The 20,424-nt window shown below is 35.9% G+C and carries 15 protein-coding genes; 7 read left to right on the top strand and 8 right to left on the bottom strand.

Annotation, left to right across the window (positions count from 1 at the left end):
• Positions 1-79 precede the first annotated feature (79 nt).
• From gldK to ACJJVT_RS19275, 5 genes are all read right to left on the bottom strand, one after another.
• Positions 80-1,444, bottom strand: a complete 1,365-nt coding sequence (gene gldK / locus ACJJVT_RS19295; protein WP_405400874.1) for a gliding motility lipoprotein GldK — start codon at positions 1,442-1,444, stop codon at positions 80-82.
• 121 nt (positions 1,445-1,565) lie between these two features.
• Entirely contained in the window at positions 1,566-2,723 is a 1,158-nt protein-coding gene (locus ACJJVT_RS19290) for a formimidoylglutamase (protein ID WP_405400873.1), read from the bottom strand.
• 58 nt (positions 2,724-2,781) lie between these two features.
• Positions 2,782-5,286, bottom strand: coding sequence for a type I DNA topoisomerase (gene topA / locus ACJJVT_RS19285; RefSeq protein WP_405400872.1), 2,505 nt, complete (start codon positions 5,284-5,286; stop codon positions 2,782-2,784).
• Positions 5,287-5,500: 214 nt separating this feature from the next.
• A complete protein-coding gene (locus ACJJVT_RS19280; protein ID WP_405400871.1) occupies positions 5,501-6,766 on the bottom strand; it encodes an LVIVD repeat-containing protein in 1,266 nt (421 codons plus the stop codon).
• A gap of 58 nt (positions 6,767-6,824) precedes the next feature.
• On the bottom strand, positions 6,825-7,568 hold the full coding sequence (locus ACJJVT_RS19275) for a hypothetical protein (protein WP_405400870.1): 744 nt from the start codon (positions 7,566-7,568) through the stop codon (positions 6,825-6,827).
• A 150-nt stretch (positions 7,569-7,718) separates the two neighbouring features.
• On the opposite strand from ACJJVT_RS19275, the gene miaB reads away from it, so the two are divergent.
• From miaB to groL, 7 genes are all read left to right on the top strand, one after another.
• Positions 7,719-9,164, top strand: coding sequence for a tRNA (N6-isopentenyl adenosine(37)-C2)-methylthiotransferase MiaB (miaB, locus tag ACJJVT_RS19270; RefSeq protein ID WP_405400869.1), 1,446 nt, complete (start codon positions 7,719-7,721; stop codon positions 9,162-9,164).
• A 20-nt stretch (positions 9,165-9,184) separates the two neighbouring features.
• Entirely contained in the window at positions 9,185-10,471 is a 1,287-nt protein-coding gene (locus ACJJVT_RS19265) for a sigma-54 interaction domain-containing protein (RefSeq protein ID WP_405400868.1), read from the top strand.
• Positions 10,472-10,492: 21 nt separating this feature from the next.
• Entirely contained in the window at positions 10,493-11,014 is a 522-nt protein-coding gene (locus tag ACJJVT_RS19260; protein ID WP_405400867.1) for an LptE family protein, read from the top strand.
• Positions 11,015-11,019: 5 nt separating this feature from the next.
• Entirely contained in the window at positions 11,020-12,141 is a 1,122-nt protein-coding gene (locus ACJJVT_RS19255) for a tetratricopeptide repeat protein (RefSeq protein ID WP_405400866.1), read from the top strand.
• Between the two features lie 6 nt (positions 12,142-12,147).
• Entirely contained in the window at positions 12,148-12,501 is a 354-nt protein-coding gene (secG, locus tag ACJJVT_RS19250) for a preprotein translocase subunit SecG (protein WP_303600502.1), read from the top strand.
• Positions 12,502-12,649: 148 nt separating this feature from the next.
• Entirely contained in the window at positions 12,650-12,928 is a 279-nt protein-coding gene (groES, locus tag ACJJVT_RS19245) for a co-chaperone GroES (protein WP_036156781.1), read from the top strand.
• A gap of 119 nt (positions 12,929-13,047) precedes the next feature.
• Positions 13,048-14,679 carry a chaperonin GroEL gene (gene groL, locus ACJJVT_RS19240; RefSeq protein ID WP_405400865.1) on the top strand — a complete coding sequence of 544 codons (1,632 nt, stop codon included), beginning with the start codon at positions 13,048-13,050 and terminating at the stop codon, positions 14,677-14,679.
• 414 nt (positions 14,680-15,093) lie between these two features.
• On the opposite strand, the gene ACJJVT_RS19235 is transcribed toward groL, so the two are convergent.
• From ACJJVT_RS19235 to ACJJVT_RS19225, 3 genes are read right to left on the bottom strand one after another with little or no spacing between them, the layout of a single operon-like run.
• Entirely contained in the window at positions 15,094-15,459 is a 366-nt protein-coding gene (locus ACJJVT_RS19235) for a heavy-metal-associated domain-containing protein (protein WP_405400864.1), read from the bottom strand.
• Positions 15,460-15,480: 21 nt separating this feature from the next.
• Positions 15,481-17,718 carry a TonB-dependent receptor gene (locus tag ACJJVT_RS19230; RefSeq protein ID WP_405400863.1) on the bottom strand — a complete coding sequence of 746 codons (2,238 nt, stop codon included), beginning with the start codon at positions 17,716-17,718 and terminating at the stop codon, positions 15,481-15,483.
• A gap of 21 nt (positions 17,719-17,739) precedes the next feature.
• Entirely contained in the window at positions 17,740-20,232 is a 2,493-nt protein-coding gene (locus ACJJVT_RS19225; protein ID WP_405400862.1) for a heavy metal translocating P-type ATPase, read from the bottom strand.
• Positions 20,233-20,424: the final 192 nt, after the last annotated feature.

The following is a 20,424-nucleotide window of genomic DNA, read 5'->3' as shown; positions in this document are numbered from 1 at the left end:
TTAATTTTAAGGTTTAAAAAATAAAGATTTGGTTAAAAAAATGAATTTGAATTTATATTAAAACTGTTAATATTATTATTTATTGTGTGGAATCTTCCTCACCCATATAATCTTGTACTGTTCTGAAACCGATGTAACTACGAGCTGAATCAGCGTATTCGTAATCTCTTGTACTCACTTGTAAGAAGTAAGCCACATCTTTCCAGGATCCACCTCTAATAACTTTTCTAGTATTAGATGAGTCACCACCATTAGGGTTCATAGTTGATACATAATCGTATGCACTTGGATCGTAACTTGAATTTGTCCACTCAGAAACGTTACCGGCCATGTTGTACATATTAAAGTCATTAGGCTCGTAAGATTTCGCTTCTACTGTATATAAAGCAGCATCTGCAGCATAATCTCCTCGTTGTGGTTTAAAGTTTGCCATAAAACAACCAGTATCACTGATTACATATGGTCCACCCCATGGGTACGTACCACCTTCGATACCACCTCTTGCAGCGTATTCCCATTCAGCTTCTGTTGGAAGTCTAAATTGATTAACGAATTGTCTATTACGACTCTTGTTATCATCATTTTTAAACTTTGTTCTCCAGTTACAGAATGCTTTAGCTTGTTGCCAGCTGATACCAACTACAGGGTATTCGCTATACGCATCATGCCAGAAATAATCATTGTGCATTGGTTCGTTATAAGAATAAGAGAAATCTCTGATCCAAACTGTTGTATCTGGGTATATCTCTACTTCTTCTGTACGAATGAAGTCTTTACGACTCTTGTTTCCTTTTACAGAAGCACGTGCAGCTGCTTCGATATCCATCCAGCTATACTTATACTTAAGACTCTTAACATCTATGGTACGCTGACCGTTATAAGACTCTTCTTCAGATAGATAGATAGAATCCATAATTTCGGTATAATACTCATCTGGATAGTCTGATGTGTTCCATACTAGGTCTTCATCTTTGCTCAACGCTCTACCTTCGTAGCCCGTTTCGCCCATACCTGAGTAATTGTCCAACATATACTTATCGTATACAGATGCTCTTGTAGTATCTGCATCTTTAAAAGCATAGTCACCAATACCGCCTTCTTCTGGGCCGATACCTAACTCATCAGCTAAAATGGCTAACTTGGTTCTAACAATAGAATCCTTTACCCATTCTACAAACTGACGATACTCACTATTCGTGATTTCTGTATCATCCATGTAAAAAGAACGTACCGTAACTGTCTTAGTCGGCGCATTCAATAACTTTCCTTGATCTTCTTCACTCTTACCCATTATGAAAGAACCCCTTGGGATAAGTTCCATTCCATATGGTTTTTCCGGGTACCATTTTTTTCCCTGGACTCCAGTTAGCTCACCTTTTTGCTTAGACCCACAACTTGTGAGTAAAAAAACAAACGCCATAGAGGATAACAATAGCTTCTTCATACTTTAGGTTAAATTTCGATTATGGTTAAACTCAGAATACAATAATTTATTCTAACAACTAAAACTAGGTTTTATATAAAATATTGTATTAAAGTCTTTTTATGCTTTAAAAAAAATAATGTTAATTAAAGCCTTTCTTGTAGGCCTTAAACCACCTTTCGGGAATTTGTTGATTACATGCATCTAAATAATCCTTCTCGGTGCAAGGTAATAACGCTGGTGTATGGCCTTTAGTATGTGAAGTAAAAATAGATGGAACTTCTGTCCACCATCTTTCTGTTAATAAACTTTTGTAGAACACCAATTCTTCGTCTTCGCTAGGTACATTATACTTAACAAAGTCATCAGTTTTGGTATATGGAGATTCTTTAATTCTAAAATTGATACCTTCTATAAAGTACCATATTATCTGCGCTATCAGCTGTTGCGACTGTACGGTGTTCTCCATTTCGTACAACCCAAATACAGAAACCTTATCGCTAATACCGGCATATCTAGAAATGGCACAGATCTCTCTACCATTAAATCCGTTCGGTGAAAAATTTGCTGAAGAAGAAATTTCACTTGCCTTAACAGATCGTAAGTCTAAACTTACCATATGCGCATTTCTAAGCACAGGTTCTGCCAAAGAAATATCGTTTGCAACCTCTCCAAGTCTATAAGCGTCAAAAAATAAACGCTCCATTAAATCTATTTCTTCTTGTGCATTAAAATAACTTTGATAGCCAATATTTGAGAAATTAAAAAGATTATTCGGCTTATCTGTTATGATTTTACTCATATATGAATGCGATGAAATAAGCTCATCTTCTATTCCGAAATCGAACCTACTATCTATCGCTACCAGATTTATCATGTCTCTGATACTATCAAAAGCTCTGTAAGCTGGGTAGGTTATATCTTGTGTTGCTCCTAGAATAATAGGTATAACATGTTCTTCTAATAACTCGGCCACTACTTCTTTAACAACAAAATAAGTGTCATTTACGGTGGCACCCTCTTCAATATCACCTAGATCTACAATAGTTGCATTCCAGTTTCCGATTAGAAGTTTGTAGAATTGTAATCGTATAGCAGAGACATCTAACTTCTCATGCTTCTTTTCGTAGGCGTTTCTAGATTCTCTAACCCCAATTATTGCTACCGTGGCATTTGCCAATACAGGCAAACCATCCTTTTCGGTATGTATATGGGTATTTTTACCAATGGCCTGACTAGGTAGTAACTCATTATGAGCCAAAACTTTATCTGATACTGGTACTAGAAAATCAAAGGCCATTTATTAAAGGTTTTTAGAAATCATAAAATACTATACTAATCTTCGACCTAAAATTAAATTACTTTTTTGACTTAGGTTTAGCTTTTGCCTTTTTCTTTGGAGTTTTTTTCTTCGGAGTCTTTGCCTCTATCAACTTCTGAGCCTCTTCTAAAGACATCTTAACTACATCGACAGTTTTAGCCAATTCTACCTTGATCTTTCCTTTTATAACATTATGACGGCCCCATCTTGCTTTTTCTATACGAATGCCTTCTTCTTCCCAGTTATGAATAACCTTATCTATTTCTTTTTGCTTCTTGACTTCGATAAGCTCTATAATGTCGTCATTTGATAAATTATCAAAATCGTACTTTTTGTTCACATTTATAAACATACCGTTCCACTTAATGAACGGTCCAAATCTACCAGTACCTTTAGTAACCTCAAGATCTTCGTACATAGCAATCGGCGCATCGGCTTTCTGCTTAGCAACAATAAGTTCTATTGCTCTATCCATCTCTATTTCAAAAGCACTTTCGCCTTTATCCATTGAAATAAACTTTTCTCCGAATTTTACATACGGTCCAAATCTACCTACGTTAGCCAATACTTCTTCACCTTCATAAACTCCTAATTTTCTAGGAAGCTTAAAAAGATCCATTGCCTCTTCGTAAGAAATGGTATTTAAAGATTGCTCTGGTAATAAACTTGCGAAGGTTGGTTTTTCTTCATCATCAACAGTACCTATTTGTACCATTGGTCCGAATCTACCTAAACGTACGGAAACTTGTTTTCCGCTTTTAGGATCCTTACCTAATATTCTTTCACCGCTTGCACGATCTGCGTTTTCTTCTACATCTACTACGTTCGGATGAAAATCTTTATAGAAATCTTTCATCATTTTCTTCCAGTCTTCATCACCAGAAGCTATTTCATCAAAATCTTCCTCTACTTGTGCAGTAAAATTGTAATCTAAAATATTGGCAAAATTAGTCACCAAGAAATCGGTAACAATCATACCAATATCTGTTGGCACCATTTTACCTTTATCTGAACCTACATTTTCAGTAAGATTCTTTTCTTCTATTATATCTGATGCTAATATTAATTGTTGATACTTACGCTCTGTACCTTCAATTGTACCTTTTTCAACATAGCCTCTATTAAGAATTGTAGATATTGTTGGTGCATAAGTAGATGGTCTACCGATACCCAATTCTTCTAACTTCTTAACTAAAGATGCTTCTGTAAATCTATATGGTGCTCTTGTAAAACGTTCTGTTGCTGAAATAAAGTTGTTCAACAAACGCTCCCCTTTTTTCATTGCCGGTAGCATACCTTCTTGTTCTTCGGCAACATCTTCATCATCTACACCTTCCATGTACACTTTTAAGAAACCATCGAACTTTATAACCTCACCGTTTGCAGTAAATTCTTCTGAATGCTTGCTTGCCTTAATTTTAACATTGGTACGTTCTAATTGTGCATCGCTCATTTGAGATGCAACTGTACGTTTCCAAATTAAGTCGTATAATTTAGATTGATCACGCTCCAATGATGGAGATTGATTACCCATATCTGTAGGTCTAATAGCTTCGTGTGCTTCTTGAGCTCCTTTAGACTTCCCCTTAAAATTTCTTGTTTCGCTATATTCTTTACCGTAATTTTTTTCAATAGCTTCTTTTGCAGACGTCAACGCTTCGTTAGAAAGGTTAACACTATCTGTTCTCATGTAAGTAATTAAACCCGCTTCATATAAACGTTGGGCAACTTGCATGGTTCTACCCACAGAAAAATATAATTTTCTTGATGCCTCTTGCTGTAATGTAGAAGTTGTAAACGGCGCAGATGGCGACTTCTTAGCTGGTTTCTTATCTAATTTACTTACCGAAAAATCTGCAGCTTTATTTTTCTCTAAAAATGCTTTTGCTTCTTTTTCTGATTTAAAGGTCTTGTTCAACTTAGCTGAAAAAGTACTTCCCGCTTCTGTTTGAAACTCCGCTGCAATCTTAAATGAAGCTTGCGGCTCAAAGCCTTCAATATCTCTTTCTCGTTCAACAATTAACCTAACAGCTACAGATTGAACACGACCGGCAGAAAGACCCGGCTTAATTTTTTTCCAAAGTACTGGCGATAATTGATACCCAACCAAACGGTCCAATACTCGTCTCGCCTGTTGCGCATTTACAAGGTTATAATTGATCTCTCTTGGGTTCTCAATCGCTTTTTGGATAGCAGCTTTTGTAACCGAGTTGAAAACAATACGTTTTGTCTTCTTCTTGTCTAAACCTAGCTCTTCTGCCAAGTGCCAAGAAATAGCCTCTCCCTCTCGATCCTCATCACTCGCGAGCCATATAGTTTCTGCTTTATCGGCAAGACTCTTAAGCTTTTTCACTAAAGCTTGCTTGTCTTTATCGACTATATATTTCGGTGTAAAATCGCCTTCAACATCTACTCCCAACTCCTTTGAAGGTAAATCGGCAATGTGACCAAAGCTCGATTCAACCTTAAAATCTTTTCCCAAAAACTTCTCTATAGTTTTGGCCTTTGCAGGAGACTCAACAATTACTAAATTTTTCGCCATCAACCTTGTTTATACTTACAAATGTATACTAAAAATTAAACTTTGGAATTTCAGGAATTTATTTTTTACCATATTTCAATAGAGTTTAGCCTATAAATTCATAAAATTCATCATTATTCTAGCGGCTATATAACAAGCCACAAACCTATTAGAGCACTGAAATAAAAAAAGGGAAGCTAAACTAGCTTCCCTTTTTTTTAACCTTTTATTATTCTTACAATTGAAATGTACTTAACAACCTAATGTCATTATCTACATATTCATATTGATACAATGTGCGATCACCGATCATTAATAATGATGATTGCAACGGTATTACATCATAGGCGATAATATCTTCGAATGTATTTACTAAAGTAACATTTGGCGCATCTGTTTTATCATATACTTTTAAACCTGAATCGCCGTCGCAGACAAACAGTGTGTTGCCTTTTACACCTAATCCGTTTGGACCATCCATAGGATAAATCACTTTTAATTCTGGATTCTCAAGATTAGATATATCGATCACATACAATCCACTTTCTGTATTACCACAAAAACCTCCTCCTTTTAAAGTAACATATGCATAATCGCCATCGACAACAACAGGATCACAAGCTGTACCATGCCTAAACTCTGAAATAAACTTCGGATTTTTCGGATCTTCTATTCCATAAATATACATACCCTGGGCACCGCCAATAAATAAAATATCTCCTTGACTGTATATCGTTTCAATATCCCAAGCGACTTGAACATCATCTAAAACTTTTACATTTTCAACATCGGCAATGTTAAAAATATTGATGTTACTATAATCTACTACATATAAATAATCGTCTATGATTTTAAAACGCGCCAAAGAGCCGCCTTGACCAGTACTAGGCTGATCCGAATCATTACTTTCTGCGGTTTGAAGCGCTAAATCATCGGTATACCGATATCGCTCTTCATACTCTTCAACAGACCTTCTTTCGGTGTTCACTTCCCAGCCCACAACAATATCTTTACCATAATCGATATCGCCATACTCATAAAAATCTGCCTCAGGATATTCTATATTCGAAAGCCATACATCATTATTATATATGGCATTTACGATTCTACTTTGAATGGTAATATTTGTAATATCCGATATGTCAAAAATTACCAAATCGCCATAACTATCTGCATACAGCTTATCGTCTTTTATCGAAATATCGAAGTTGCCCTCTAACTTTATAAAAGCAATACTTTCTGGCGCTGACGGCTTCTTATTATCTAAAACATGAAAACCAAGGTTGACATCATTCACAAAAATATAATCTTGGTAAGCATATATTTTACCTGATGACACAATAGCTACAGGTTCTGTAATATCAATCGCTTCTGCCTTAAACGATATTGCATCTTGCACAATTGGTCTAGCCACTAGGTAATCTTCATAGGGTCCATCATCATCACAAGAAACTGATGCAGACAATACGATGGCACAAATAAGAAAAATAAAATTCTTCATGTTCTATAATTTAGCTGGTTGTAACTAATAGATGAAGAAATAAGTAATAGTTGCGTTATCAATAGTTTGAAACTTCTTCAACTTCGTTAAAACCAACTCCGTCTTTATACATATAATAGGTCGGTACTTTAGCAAGCATTGCCGTAAATAGCACCCCTACACAACATAAAACCAACCCTAGTTGCGCTACAAATGCCGAAACGAAAACCAGACCAAATATGACCAACCAGTTTTTATTACCTAAGGTAAAACTAGCCTTCACCATTTCTAAAGGAGAAAGTTCATTCGAAAACGCTAAAAAAGCAGGAATCAATGAAACTGGAACCATAACATAGAACATACCAACACCACAGGCCATCGCCCCCAGAATTGAGAGTCCGAATGTATACAAAGCAAGAATGAAAACCTTACCTAATCGCCCTTCTTTAAAGAAAAAGAAGTAGTCATCGCTAGATTCTTTTCCTAAGTCTTTTTCTCGACACATCTTTAAAAATGCTGCATTTAATGCCAAAGCGAACGTGGTTACCCCTATCGCAAAAACTGGAAAAAGAATAGCCATTGCAATAGCGGCCATCGGTGGCAATTCGTTATGCTGAAGCGCCTCTGGATCTGTTATACCCAAAGCAATCATTGGTATATATAAAACAATATAAAATGGTAGTATTACAACGAATGTTAAGAGCAAAATAATAAAGCCTTGCAACCATACTTTTTTAAATAGTTCAATAGACCTACTGAAAATGGTGCCAAATTCTAAATCTGGCTTCGTTTTAATGTGTTGCGTTAAGTCTTCTAAATTCATAAGTATCGGTGGTTATAATTGGTGATAAAACTAAATAATTTTAGAGTAGAAAGCATAAACAAACCCTAAATAATCATGTCATCTTGTCATATTTTTGATTATAATAGTATCTTTGCCATCCAAAATATTTTATTGCAACGTATTACAAAAATGGAGAAAACCATAGACGAAAATGTGCAGGGCACAACTTTGGTAATTAAAGGAAAAGAAATGAACAAGCGTAATCTCTACATTGAGAGTTACGGTTGTGCCATGAACTTTGCAGACAGTGAAATTGTAGCATCTATATTAGCGACCGAAGGTTTTAACACCACCAAAACGTTAGAAGATGCCGATTTAGTACTTGTAAACACGTGTTCTATTAGAGATAAAGCAGAACAGACCATACGTAAAAGATTAACCGAATATAATAAGGTAAAAAAAACGAGGCCACATTTAAAAGTCGGTGTTCTTGGTTGTATGGCTGAACGCTTAAAAGACAAGCTTTTAGATGAGGAAAAAATAGTTGATATGGTCGTTGGACCAGACGCCTATAAAGATTTACCCAATTTAATAAAAGAAGTAGATTCTGGCAGAGATGCTGTTAATGTTATTCTCTCGAAGGATGAAACTTACGGCGATATTGCACCTGTTAGATTAAATACAAACGGAGTTACGGCTTTTGTTTCTATCACCAGAGGTTGTGATAATATGTGCACATTTTGTGTTGTACCATTCACCAGAGGTCGTGAACGTAGCAGAGACCCACAATCTATTTTAAGCGAGGTAAAAGAACTTTCTAAAAACGGGTTCAAAGAAATTACATTACTTGGACAGAATGTGGATAGTTATTTATGGTATGGCGGCGGACTCAAGAAAAATTTTGTGAATGCTTCTGATATGCAAAAAGCGACAGCTACCAACTTTTCTAAATTATTAGAGATGGTCGCATTGGCAAACCCTAAAATGCGTATTCGTTTTTCTACATCGAACCCGCAAGACATGACTTTGGATGTGATTAGAACCATGGCCAAGCATAAAAATATTTGTAACCACGTTCATTTACCTGTACAAAGCGGTAGTAATCGTATTTTAAAGGAAATGAATCGTTTACACACTATCGAAGAGTATTTTGAACTGACAGATGAAATTAGAAAAATTCTACCTGGCTGCTCAATTTCTCAAGATATCATTACTGGTTTTCCTACAGAAACAGAAGAAGATCATGCTGCTACTTTAAAAGCCCTAGAGCATGTAAAGTATGATTTCGGATTTATGTATTCATATTCTGAAAGACCTGGCACCATGGCCGGCAGAAAAATGGAAGATGATGTGCCCGAGGCTACAAAGAAAAGACGCCTTTCTGAAATTATAGCTTTACAGAGAAGTCACTGCCAGTTTAGAACAGAAAAACATGTAGGTCAGATTCAAGAGGTTTTAATAGAAGGCACTTCTAAAAAATCGGAACACGAATGGAAAGGAAGAAACACTCAAAGCACTGTTGTGGTTTTTCCGAAAGAGAATTACAAGGTAGGCGACTTTGTAAACGTACAAATTAACGACTGCACTTCTGCAACCTTAAAAGGTGTTGCTGTTGGGTATTCTGACAATAACTAATTTTATAGTACCCATTTTATATGGAAAGCATACAAAGTATAAAACAACGTTTTGAAATTATTGGGCAAGACCCAAAATTGAACCGTGCCATTGAAAAAGCAATGCAAGTTGCGGCTACAGATATTTCAGTTTTGGTTACTGGTGAAAGTGGGGTCGGTAAAGAATCTATTCCGAAAATTATTCATTCGCTTTCTCATAGAAAACATGCAAAATATATCGCCGTAAACTGTGGTGCAATACCAGAAGGTACTATTGACAGCGAACTATTCGGACATGAAAAAGGAGCTTTTACAGGCGCTACACAAACAAGAAGCGGTTATTTCGAAGTTGCCGATGGTGGTACCATATTTTTAGATGAAGTTGGCGAATTACCATTAACAACCCAAGTACGACTTTTACGTGTGCTAGAAAATGGTGAATTTCTAAAAGTGGGATCATCTCAAGTTCAAAAAACAGATGTACGTATTGTTGCTGCCACGAATGTAAATATGTTCGAGGCAATCAAAAAAGAGCGTTTTCGAGAAGACCTGTACTATCGATTAAGTACCGTAGAAATTAATATTCCGCCATTACGCGAACGTCAAGATGATATTCACTTATTATTCAGAAAATTTGCGTCTGATTTCAGTCAGAAATATAAAATGCCTACCATTCGATTAGACGACCATGCGGTATCGTTATTAATAAAATATAGATGGCCGGGTAACATTCGTCAGTTAAGAAATATTGCTGAACAAGTTTCAGTTTTAGAAGAAAACAGAGCTATTACCGCTGCAACCTTAAATGGGTATTTACCTCATAATACGACAAGCAATCTACCTGCAGTAGTCTCCAACACTAAATCTGAAAGTGATTTCAGCAACGAAAGAGAGATTCTATACAAGGTATTGTTCGATATGAAAGGTGACCTTAACGACCTTAAAAAGTTAACGATGGAGTTGTTAAAAAACAACGATTCGGAAAAGGTTCAAAAGGATAACGAAAACTTGATACGTAAAATCTACGGTAACGACGATGAAGATGATGCAGATATCGATCATGATACTCAAGAAGAATCGCCAAGAAATCTTTTGCATTTACCCGAACCTAAAAAAGAAGAGCCTTCTTTAATTCAAGAATCGTACGAAGACAAATATCATTTTGCCGAAGAAATTCAAGAAGAAGAAACCCTATCTTTACAAGAGAAGGAAGTAGAATTGATCAAAAAATCTTTGGAGCGTAACCGTGGAAAAAGAAAGGCTGCAGCAACAGAATTAGGTATATCTGAACGAACGCTTTACCGTAAAATAAAACAATACGATCTTTAATCTAAAATGAATCCCATTTCAATGAGATACCTTAAAAAATCTATAATCTTCATATTACCCGTCATCTTACTTTTAAGCTGCGGTGTTTACAATTTTACCGGCGGTAATGTTGGCGAAGCAAAAACCTTTAAAGTAAATTACTTTCAAAATTATGCCACCCAAAGTCCGGGTTCTACTTTTGAACCAGGGGTAGATAGAGATTTCACTTTGGCATTACAGGACAGAATATTAAATCAGACCAGTTTAGATCTTATTTCTTCTGGTAATCCAGATTTATTATATGAAGGTGAAATAACCGAATATAAAATTTCACCAATGTCTGCAACCGCTGCTCAAACAGCTGCTCAAAACAGACTATCTGTAAGAGTAAAAGTGCGTTTTTACAATCAATTAAAAGAAGATGCTGCTTTTGACCAAAGTTTTTCATTCTTTTATGATTATCCTGCAGACACACAACTAGCAAGCATAAAGAGTGAAGCCCACGAGATAATTTTCGAAAGGCTAACTCAAGATATTTTCAACGCCTCATTGGCAGATTGGTAGACCACATGAACGTTAAGGACTTTACATATTTTCTAGAACATCCTACCAAAGTGGTAGAACCTATACATACAAAACACCTAGAAGATATTATTGCTGAATATCCTTATTTTCAAGCTGCACGTGCCTTACATTTAAAAGGATTAAAAAATTTAAATAGCTATAAATACAACAAAGCACTTAAAGTAACTGCTGCCTACACTACAGACAGAGATGTACTTTTTGAGTTTATAACCTCTAAAGATTTTCTACAATATGATGGTGATATTTCAAAAGAGGATATCGTAACATCAGAAAGTAAAGAAACGGTCGACCAAATTGAAGAAACAGAAGAAGTTTTAGAAGAAAATTACATCGAGATTGTTAAAGATGTAGAAGAAGTATCTGAAATTGAAACAGAAATCGAAGTTGAAGATTCGATTTCAGAAGATGAAATTATACCTATAGAAGAAAATAATTTTTCTACAAGTGAAATAGCTGTAGCATCTTTAATTACACCATCTGAGGACAAGCCCCTACCGCAAGACGAGCATGATGCTGACCAAATACTAGATCCCGAATTATTTCAAACTAAAGATCCAGCAAATACCGAAGAAGAAGATGCCCTTGATATAGGCAAGCCTTTAACTTTCGATGCGAAAGAAAAATATTCTTTTTCTGAATGGCTAAGTCTCGCATCTAAAAAACCATTAGAAGAGCCTGAAGAAGAAATTGCTGAGATTCAAGAAGAAGAAAAAATTATTGAGCAAGAACCAGAGGTAAGAGAAAGCAACATTAAAAAGACGGTACAAAAGGTAAAAGAGCTTAAAATTACGCCGAAACCTATCAGAAAACCTAAGGTTAAAAGCGAGGCAATTAAAAAGAAATACGACCGTATAGATAAGTTCATAGCCTCTAACCCTAAAATAGTGCCTACAGAGCAGAGTACAGTTATAGACATTTCAAAGTCCTCAAGAATTGACCATAACGAACTGATGACAGAGACTTTAGCGAGGGTTTATCTAGAGCAAAAGAAGTACAAAAATGCAATTCAGGCTTACAAAATTTTAATTTTGAAATATCCAGAAAAAAGTAGTTTCTTTGCAGACCGAATAAAAGCGGTAGAAAAATTACGAAAAGATAATAAATAATTTAGAATGAGTACATTTTCAATTTTCCTAATACTTATCATTGTCGTTTGCTTATTGTTAGTATTAGTGATTATGGTACAGAACCCAAAAGGTGGCGGACTTTCTTCTTCTTTTGGTGGAGGAGGTAACCAAGTTGTTGGTGGAGTTAAAAAAACAGGTGACTTTTTAGATAAAAGTACATGGACTCTAGCAGGTTTATTAATAGTTTTAATCTTAGCATCTAATGTTGCCCTTAAAGGTAATTATGGTGATGCAGATTCAAAATTATTACAAGGTGATGATATCGAAACTGTAGTGCCAGAAACACTACCAGAGACAGTAACACCGCCTGTAACTAATGATGAAACACCTTCAGAATAGTTTATAAAATTATTACTATATAATATTTAAATGCCAGCTTGTCATAAGCTGGCATTTTTCGTTTACAATTTGTCAGGAAATAGGCAATGGCATAATTTCTGCCTTTATATTACCACGAAACTAAAAATCAATTTAAAAATTAATAATTATGGCTAAAGTTAATATCAAACCATTGGCAGACCGAGTTCTTATCGAGCCAATGGCAGCTGAAACTAAGACTGCGTCTGGACTTTATATTCCTGATACTGCAAAAGAGAAACCACAGAAAGGCAAAGTTGTAGCCGTGGGTCCTGGAACAAAAGATGACAGTGTTACCGTTAAAGTTGGTGATACCGTTCTTTACGGAAAATACGCCGGAACCGAATTGAAGTTAGAAGGCACAGATTACTTGATGATGAGAGAAAGTGATATTCTTGCTATTATCTAAAAATAGCAACTGGCTGCTGACTCAAAGTCATTAGCCTTTTGAATTTTCATTTAAAAAATTAACAATTTTCTTGACTTTACGCCGAGTGCAAAAAGTCATAAATCAAAATAAAATTAAAAATGGCAAAAGATATTAAGTTTGATATAGATGCAAGAGACGGCCTTAAAAGAGGTGTTGATGCATTGGCAAATGCTGTAAAAGTAACATTAGGCCCAAAGGGTAGAAACGTTATTATCAGTAAATCATTTGGTGCACCACAAGTAACTAAAGATGGTGTTACTGTAGCTAAAGAAATTGAATTGGCTGACCCATTAGAAAACATGGGCGCACAAATGGTAAAAGAAGTTGCTTCAAAGACCAATGACCTAGCCGGTGACGGTACTACTACCGCTACAGTTTTAGCTCAAGCTATCGTAAAAGAAGGTTTGAAAAATGTTGCCGCAGGTGCAAACCCAATGGATTTAAAAAGAGGTATCGATAAAGCTGTTGAAGCTATTGTTGCCGATTTAGCTAAACAAGCTAAAAAAGTTGGTGATTCTTCTGAAAAAATTAAGCAAGTTGCTTCTATCTCAGCTAACAATGACGAAACTATTGGCGATTTAATCGCACAAGCTTTCGGTAAAGTTGGTAAAGAAGGGGTTATTACTGTTGAAGAAGCTAAAGGAACAGATACATATGTTGATGTTGTTGAAGGTATGCAGTTCGATAGAGGTTACCTTTCTCCTTATTTCGTAACCGATTCTGAAAAGATGGTTTCTGAATTAGAGAGTCCTTATATCTTGTTGTTCGATAAGAAAATCTCTTCAATGAAAGATTTACTTCCTGTATTAGAGCCAGTTGCTCAATCAGGTAAGCCTTTATTGATTATCGCTGAAGATGTTGATGGTGAAGCATTAGCTACATTGGTGGTAAACAAATTAAGAGGTTCTTTAAAAATTGCTGCTGTTAAGGCTCCAGGTTTTGGCGACCGTAGAAAAGCAATGTTAGAAGATATCGCAATCTTAACTGGTGGTACCGTTATTTCTGAAGAAAGAGGTTTTTCTTTAGACAATACCACTTTAGATATGTTAGGTACTTGTGAAAAAGTACAGATTGACAAAGACAATACAACTATCGTTAATGGTGGTGGTGTTGCAAAAGATATCAAAACTAGAGTTAACCAGATTAAATCTCAAATTGAGACAACTACATCTGATTACGATAAAGAAAAACTACAAGAACGTCTAGCTAAATTAGCTGGTGGTGTTGCAGTACTTTACGTAGGTGCAGCTTCTGAAGTTGAAATGAAAGAGAAAAAAGACCGTGTTGACGATGCATTACACGCTACAAGAGCTGCCGTTGAAGAAGGTATTGTTGCTGGTGGTGGTGTTGCATTGGTAAGAGCTAAATCAGTTCTTGCGAAGGTTTCTACTGAAAATGAAGATGAAGCTACAGGTTTACAAATTGTTGCCCGTGCTATCGAAGCTCCTTTAAGAACTATCGTTTCTAATGCTGGTGGTGAAGGTTCTGTAGTTATCGCTAAAATACTTGAAGGTAAAGGTGATTTCGGATACGATGCTAAATCTGAGCAGTATGTTGAAATGACTAAAGCTGGTATTATCGATCCTAAGAAAGTAACTAGAGTAGCATTAGAGAACGCTGCTTCTGTTGCCGGTATGATCTTAACTACCGAATGTGCTTTAACTGACATTAAAGAAGATACTCCTGCTATGCCTCCTATGGGTGGTGGTGGAATGCCAGGCATGATGTAGTGTCGTGAGTCGACAGGCAATTACTAGCTTGTTCTTACAGTTTATATTATTTAAAACCGTTCTTGAAATTTCAAGAACGGTTTTTTTATACCTATACCAACAAAAAAACCACCTACTTTATTTACAGAAGGTGGTTTTATCGTCCAAACGGTATCGCCTTCTAAAGGCAATAACTTAACTACTTCTTTTTAGGAGCAGCTTTTGGAGCAGCCTTTTTTCCAGCTTTTGCCGGAGAAGGTTTTGCAGCTGGTTTGCCTGCTGATTTTGCCTGTGCCATTGTTATAGAATTAAAGATAAATCTATAGCTAATGTATTTCAGATTTTGATTCGTGATAATTGCGTTGGCAAAAAATTAACTAAAACTTTTTAACCAATTTTCAACTCCAAATCAAACCCAAATAAAAGCAGTATTTACTACTTATTTTCATGGTGTTTTCCATCATCAGAATTGTCTTCTCTATACAAACAGCAAGGGTGCACACTATTGTATGCCTCATCAGTTGCTTTTAATTCTTTGGTATCGTGACCCACAGCAACTATTGCTGTTTTAACCTTCATGGCATCGGTCTTACGCTCATCCATTATTATATTTAGCTGATGTGTTGGTATACTCCAATTTGCATATTTTACACCTTTCACATTTAAGGCTGCTTCTTCTATACGCTCTTTACACATGGCACATCTACCATTAACATCAAAAGTCACTTTCTTGTTCTTGTCTTGTGCATAGGTTACTACTGCAATAAGCATCATTGCTATTGATAAAATCGTTGCTTTCATTGTTTTTATATTAATCGTTAGTTACTGAATTTTAAATCTGAATCCGCCATAGAACATTCTTCCCATAATTGGCGCATATACTATGGTTGTATCAAAATTGGGACCAAAAGGGTCATTTGCTCCTAAAACTGGATTATTTTGTTGTTCTCCCGTTAAATTCTCGCCACCTATATATAACTCTATCCTATTAGAAAACACCTTGGTTATTTGGGCATTCATTAAACTATAGGGTGATGAATATTCGCCTAATTGATACGCCGGCTCATTAACACTGGTATCAGGTAATCTCATTTTACCTAAAGCATGCAAAGTATAATCGAACTTCCACTGTGCACCGTTTTCTTTTGCTTCGGTCTCATAACCTAAATTAGCAAAAAATCGGTTTTGAGCCAATAACGGTTTTTGTAGATTGCCGCTATTATAATCGGTCGATACATCATAAAACTTATATGACGTTCTAAAATTTAAACGCGTTAATAGCTCGTAATTAACCTCAACTTGAAAACTCTTAGCACTACTATCTCCATCTAAATTATAAAAAGAAACCTCTTGCGGATTTTCCCAATCTACCACTACCTGATTTTCAAAATCGGTGATGTAATAATCCAACGAAATATCTCCTTTTTTATTTAAAAAATTGAATCCCTGCAAAAAGCTTACTCCGTAATTCCATGCATCTTCCGGATCCAAACCATACACTTTACCACCTGTATCGCCTATATTAATTTGCCTTGCGGATGCAAATAACTGCTGATTCTCTGCAAAAATATTTGCAGCTCTTTTACCTCTACCAAATGAACCTCTTAGACTCCCTTTTTCCCATGGTGTATATCTAATATGAAATCTAGGCGTTACAAAAGTACCTAACCTATTATGGTTATCTACTCGTAAACCAGCAGTAAGACTTACTTTTTCTAGATTCTCATAGCTATATTCAAAAAATGCTCCTACAGACGTGTCGTCTCTAGAATAATCTGTTGCAGCAACCATTTCATCATAACCATCATAAGCAAATGTAATTCCAGTTTTAAACTTATTTCTAGTATCGCCAATTATAGAATTGAAAAGCAAATTACTATACAAACTTTCATGATTGATATCATAGGTTCTAAATCCGAAATAGGAATCTTGTTTATGTAAACTGTATGATGTTTGAAAACCTAAACTTTGAAAGGGCAATTCAGGAAAAACATAACCCAGTTTTAATGAAGTATCGAACCTACGCGTATTAATTTCACTTCCCCAAGCGTTGGTCGTAAACTTATCCCTATCAGGATTAAAATCTACTTGCCCCACTTGTTTTTCATCATTTAAAAAACGAACATTAAAAAAACTAACCCACCCCTTTTCTGCATCTTGATACTGCCAACGGTTCATTACATTTATTTGATCAGCCAAAGGAGCATCTAAAAATCCGTCTTTATTATTATCTTCTTTTTGTGTTCGCTTGTTTCCATGAATATACAACCCTGTACTCCACTTGTCGGTCAACTTTCTATTAAAATGCGTATTCAGTTCATAACGTCCATTTTGATTGGCATATCCGTTTACAAAAACAGCATTATCAGTTAATGGTTTTACCAACTCTGTATTTATTTGTCCGGATATACTTTCATACCCATTTACAACACTACCTGCACCTTTGGTAATTTGAATACTCTCTATCCAAGTACCAGGTGTAAATGTTAAGCCGTATGCCTGTGATGCTCCACGAACCATAGGAATATTCTCTTGGGTGATTAATAAATATGGACTCGTTAATCCCAACATTTGTATTTGTTTGGTACCCGTTAATCCGTCAGAAAGATTTACATCTATAGATGGATTGGTTTCAAAACTCTCCGCCAAATTACAGCAAGCTGCTTTCAATAACTCAGCACTATTAACGGTAATGACGTTCTGCGGACTGAAATACGTCTTCTGTATTGCATCTCGCTCTTGTTGAACCACAACCTCATCTAATTCATTAGATGGTTTTAAACTTACGCGAATTGTCTTTGGTTCATTTATTGTTAATGTATCAGTTTCAAAACCGACATAACTAATTATTAATTTATTAAATTCATTTTTATACGGAATTGAAAATTTACCGTCAAAATCTGTCACCACTCCCGTCTGAGAGTCTTGCCAATAGACATTTGCACCCGAAAGTGTCAACGCATTAGATCCTTCAGAATCTAACACTACACCTTCTACCTTTTCTTGAGAAAAAGCAAACCAGGGCAACATGGCTACTATTAGTATTATATATTTATTCATTTAATTTTTTATTCAATTTTATTAATCAATTTTTGCTGCTCTTAATCGCAATGCATTTGCAATCACTGAAACAGAGCTGAAACTCATTGCTAAAGAGGCAATCATAGGCGATAGCAACAATCCAAAAAACGGATACAAAACTCCAGCAGCAATTGGGATACCAACGGTATTATAAATCAGTGCAAAAAATAAGTTTTGCTTGATATTTTTCATAACAGCTTTACTCAAGTTGTGTGCTTTTACAATACCATGTAAGTCACCTTTAACCAGCGTAATAGTTGCACTCTCAATAGCAACATCTGTACCTGTACCCATAGCAATACCAACATCACTTTTTGCTAATGCAGGCGCGTCATTTATACCATCGCCAGCAACAGCAACTTTTTTACCCTCTGACTGCAAACGTTCCACTTCTGCTAGCTTGTCTTGAGGGAGCATTCCTGCTTTAAATTCTGCTAAATTCAAATGTTCAGCTACAGCCTTTGCCGTATCATAATTATCACCTGTTAACATGATTACCGAGATACCAGATTTTTGAAGCGCTTCAATCGCCTTTTTACTTGTCTCTTTAATTTGATCACCAATAGCCACAAAACCAACAGCATTACCATCGATCGCTACATAAGAAACTGTTTTACCTTGCTTTTGATGAGCAACAACAACTACTTGTAAATTTTCAGGAATAGCCACTTTAGCCTCACCCATCATTTTATCATTTCCTAAAACAACAGATTCTCCATTAATTTTACCAGCAACACCCATACCTGTAATAGAATTAAAATCATCAACTTTTAATAGTTCTACATTTTGAGATTTTCCGTAATTAACGATAGCATCTGCCAATGGATGCTCACTTAACTGATTTAAAGAAACGATATACTGCAGCACCTTTTCTGAGTCACTTTCTGCTATGCTCCCTACTTTTTCTACCGATGGCTTCCCTTCGGTTATAGTTCCTGTTTTATCTATAATTAGCGTATCAATTTTATCCATACGCTCAAGTGCTTCGGCATTTTTAATCAACACACCAGATTGCGCTCCTTTACCCACACCTACCATAACAGACATGGGTGTTGCCAAACCTAATGCACACGGACAAGCAATAATTAATACCGCAATAGCATTTACCAACGCATATACATAAGCTGGCTCAGGTCCGAAAATAATCCAAACTATAAAGGTTACAATAGAAATAAAGACAACTGCCGGTACAAAATAACTAGATATTTTATCTGCTAGTTTTTGAATAGGCGCTTGGCTACGACTCGCCTTGTTCACCATATCGATGATTTGCGACAACAACGTATCTGCCCCTACTTTCTCTGCTGTCATTATAAAAGAACCCTTACCATTTATAGTACCTGAACTTATTATATCACCAACCACTTTTTGAACTGGGACAGGTTCACCCGTAATCATAGATTCATCCACGGTACTTTCACCTTCATAAATACTTCCATCTACAGGTATTTTATCGCCTGGTTTTACACGAAGTAAATCTCCTTTTGAAATCTGGTCAATAGAAATGCTCTCTTCTTTACCTTCAACAATCTTAACAGCTTTATAAGGCGCTAATTTCAGAAGCTCTTTTACCGCAGAATTCGTTTTACTATGTGCGCGGGCTTCTAATAACTGACCAAATAATACTAAAGTCAAAATCACCGTAGCAGCTTCAAAATATACATGAACCGTACCCTGCTCTGTTTTAAATTGTGGCGGAAAAAAATCGGGCACTAAAATAGCGAATACACTAAACAACCACGCCACCCCTGCTCCAATACCTATTAATGTGAACATGTTTAAATTCCATGTTTTAACAGAACGATAAGCACGTTCAAAAAACATCCACGTGGCATAAAACACCACAGGTATCGATAATGCAAATTGTACCCAGTTCCAATATTTTAAACTCAAAATATTTTGAAGCGGATTATTAGGTATCATTTCTGACATTGCAATTAAAAAAATCGGCAACGTAAACCCTACTGCTATTTTAAACTTATTCAGTAGTTTTTGATAGCTCTTTTCTTCGGCGGAAATATCTGCTTGCTTCGGTACTAAGTCCATACCACAAATTGGGCAATCGCCAGGTTCATCACTAACAACCTCTGGATGCATTGGGCACGTATACTCTTGACCTTTATTCGTTGTGGCACTCGCCTCTTCTACCAAATCCATACCACAAATTGGGCAATCGCCAGGTTCTGTATATGTCTTTTCCCCTTCGCAATGCATTGGGCAGTAAAAAACGCCATTACCATTCTCTACCGCCTTGGGTTTTGTAGCCTCATGCACATGAGCACCCAGTTCATGGATGGAATAATGCCCTCCGTCAGCTTCCATAGCCGCCTGCAGAGTTTTTAAGGGAATTTCATTATCCATTTCCAAAACTGCTTCAGCCTTTTCTAAATTCACCGCAGCATTCGATACTCCGCTAATTTTAGCCAAGGTTTGCTCAACATGACCTCTGCAGCCATTGCAAGTCATTCCGTGAATTTGATATGTATTTTTCATAATGAGATTATGATTTCTTCCAGTTATTACAAACTGTTTCTACTATTTAAACTAATCGTATTCACTAACTTTTAAAAATCTACATATAAAACAACTACATAGAGGTAGACTTGCTTTACAGCATTATAAAAAAGTAAATAGTTAAAAGTAGTAATTGATTACACTGTATTTGCGAACTAACGCTAATCATCA

The sequence above is a fragment of the Maribacter sp. Asnod2-G09 genome (genome assembly GCF_045063795.1).
In the GTDB taxonomy this organism is placed as follows: domain Bacteria; phylum Bacteroidota; class Bacteroidia; order Flavobacteriales; family Flavobacteriaceae; genus Maribacter.
The sequence above is the reverse complement of the archived record's forward strand: the minus strand, read 5'-3'. Positions and strand labels throughout refer to the sequence as shown.

What these genes read in the sequence shown, in the direction of transcription:
- gldK (WP_405400874.1), bottom strand. Translation starts at nt 1,444, where the DNA reads ATGAAGAAGCTATTGTTATCCTCTATGGCGTTTGTTTTTTTACTCACA.
- ACJJVT_RS19290 (WP_405400873.1), bottom strand. Translation starts at nt 2,723, where the DNA reads ATGGCCTTTGATTTTCTAGTACCAGTATCAGATAAAGTTTTGGCTCAT.
- topA (WP_405400872.1), bottom strand. Translation starts at nt 5,286, where the DNA reads ATGGCGAAAAATTTAGTAATTGTTGAGTCTCCTGCAAAGGCCAAAACT.
- ACJJVT_RS19280 (WP_405400871.1), bottom strand. Translation starts at nt 6,766, where the DNA reads ATGAAGAATTTTATTTTTCTTATTTGTGCCATCGTATTGTCTGCATCA.
- ACJJVT_RS19275 (WP_405400870.1), bottom strand. Translation starts at nt 7,568, where the DNA reads ATGAATTTAGAAGACTTAACGCAACACATTAAAACGAAGCCAGATTTA.
- miaB (WP_405400869.1), top strand. Translation starts at nt 7,719, where the DNA reads ATGGAGAAAACCATAGACGAAAATGTGCAGGGCACAACTTTGGTAATT.
- ACJJVT_RS19265 (WP_405400868.1), top strand. Translation starts at nt 9,185, where the DNA reads ATGGAAAGCATACAAAGTATAAAACAACGTTTTGAAATTATTGGGCAA.
- ACJJVT_RS19260 (WP_405400867.1), top strand. Translation starts at nt 10,493, where the DNA reads ATGAGATACCTTAAAAAATCTATAATCTTCATATTACCCGTCATCTTA.
- ACJJVT_RS19255 (WP_405400866.1), top strand. Translation starts at nt 11,020, where the DNA reads ATGAACGTTAAGGACTTTACATATTTTCTAGAACATCCTACCAAAGTG.
- secG (WP_303600502.1), top strand. Translation starts at nt 12,148, where the DNA reads ATGAGTACATTTTCAATTTTCCTAATACTTATCATTGTCGTTTGCTTA.
- groES (WP_036156781.1), top strand. Translation starts at nt 12,650, where the DNA reads ATGGCTAAAGTTAATATCAAACCATTGGCAGACCGAGTTCTTATCGAG.
- groL (WP_405400865.1), top strand. Translation starts at nt 13,048, where the DNA reads ATGGCAAAAGATATTAAGTTTGATATAGATGCAAGAGACGGCCTTAAA.
- ACJJVT_RS19235 (WP_405400864.1), bottom strand. Translation starts at nt 15,459, where the DNA reads ATGAAAGCAACGATTTTATCAATAGCAATGATGCTTATTGCAGTAGTA.
- ACJJVT_RS19230 (WP_405400863.1), bottom strand. Translation starts at nt 17,718, where the DNA reads ATGAATAAATATATAATACTAATAGTAGCCATGTTGCCCTGGTTTGCT.
- ACJJVT_RS19225 (WP_405400862.1), bottom strand. Translation starts at nt 20,232, where the DNA reads ATGAAAAATACATATCAAATTCACGGAATGACTTGCAATGGCTGCAGA.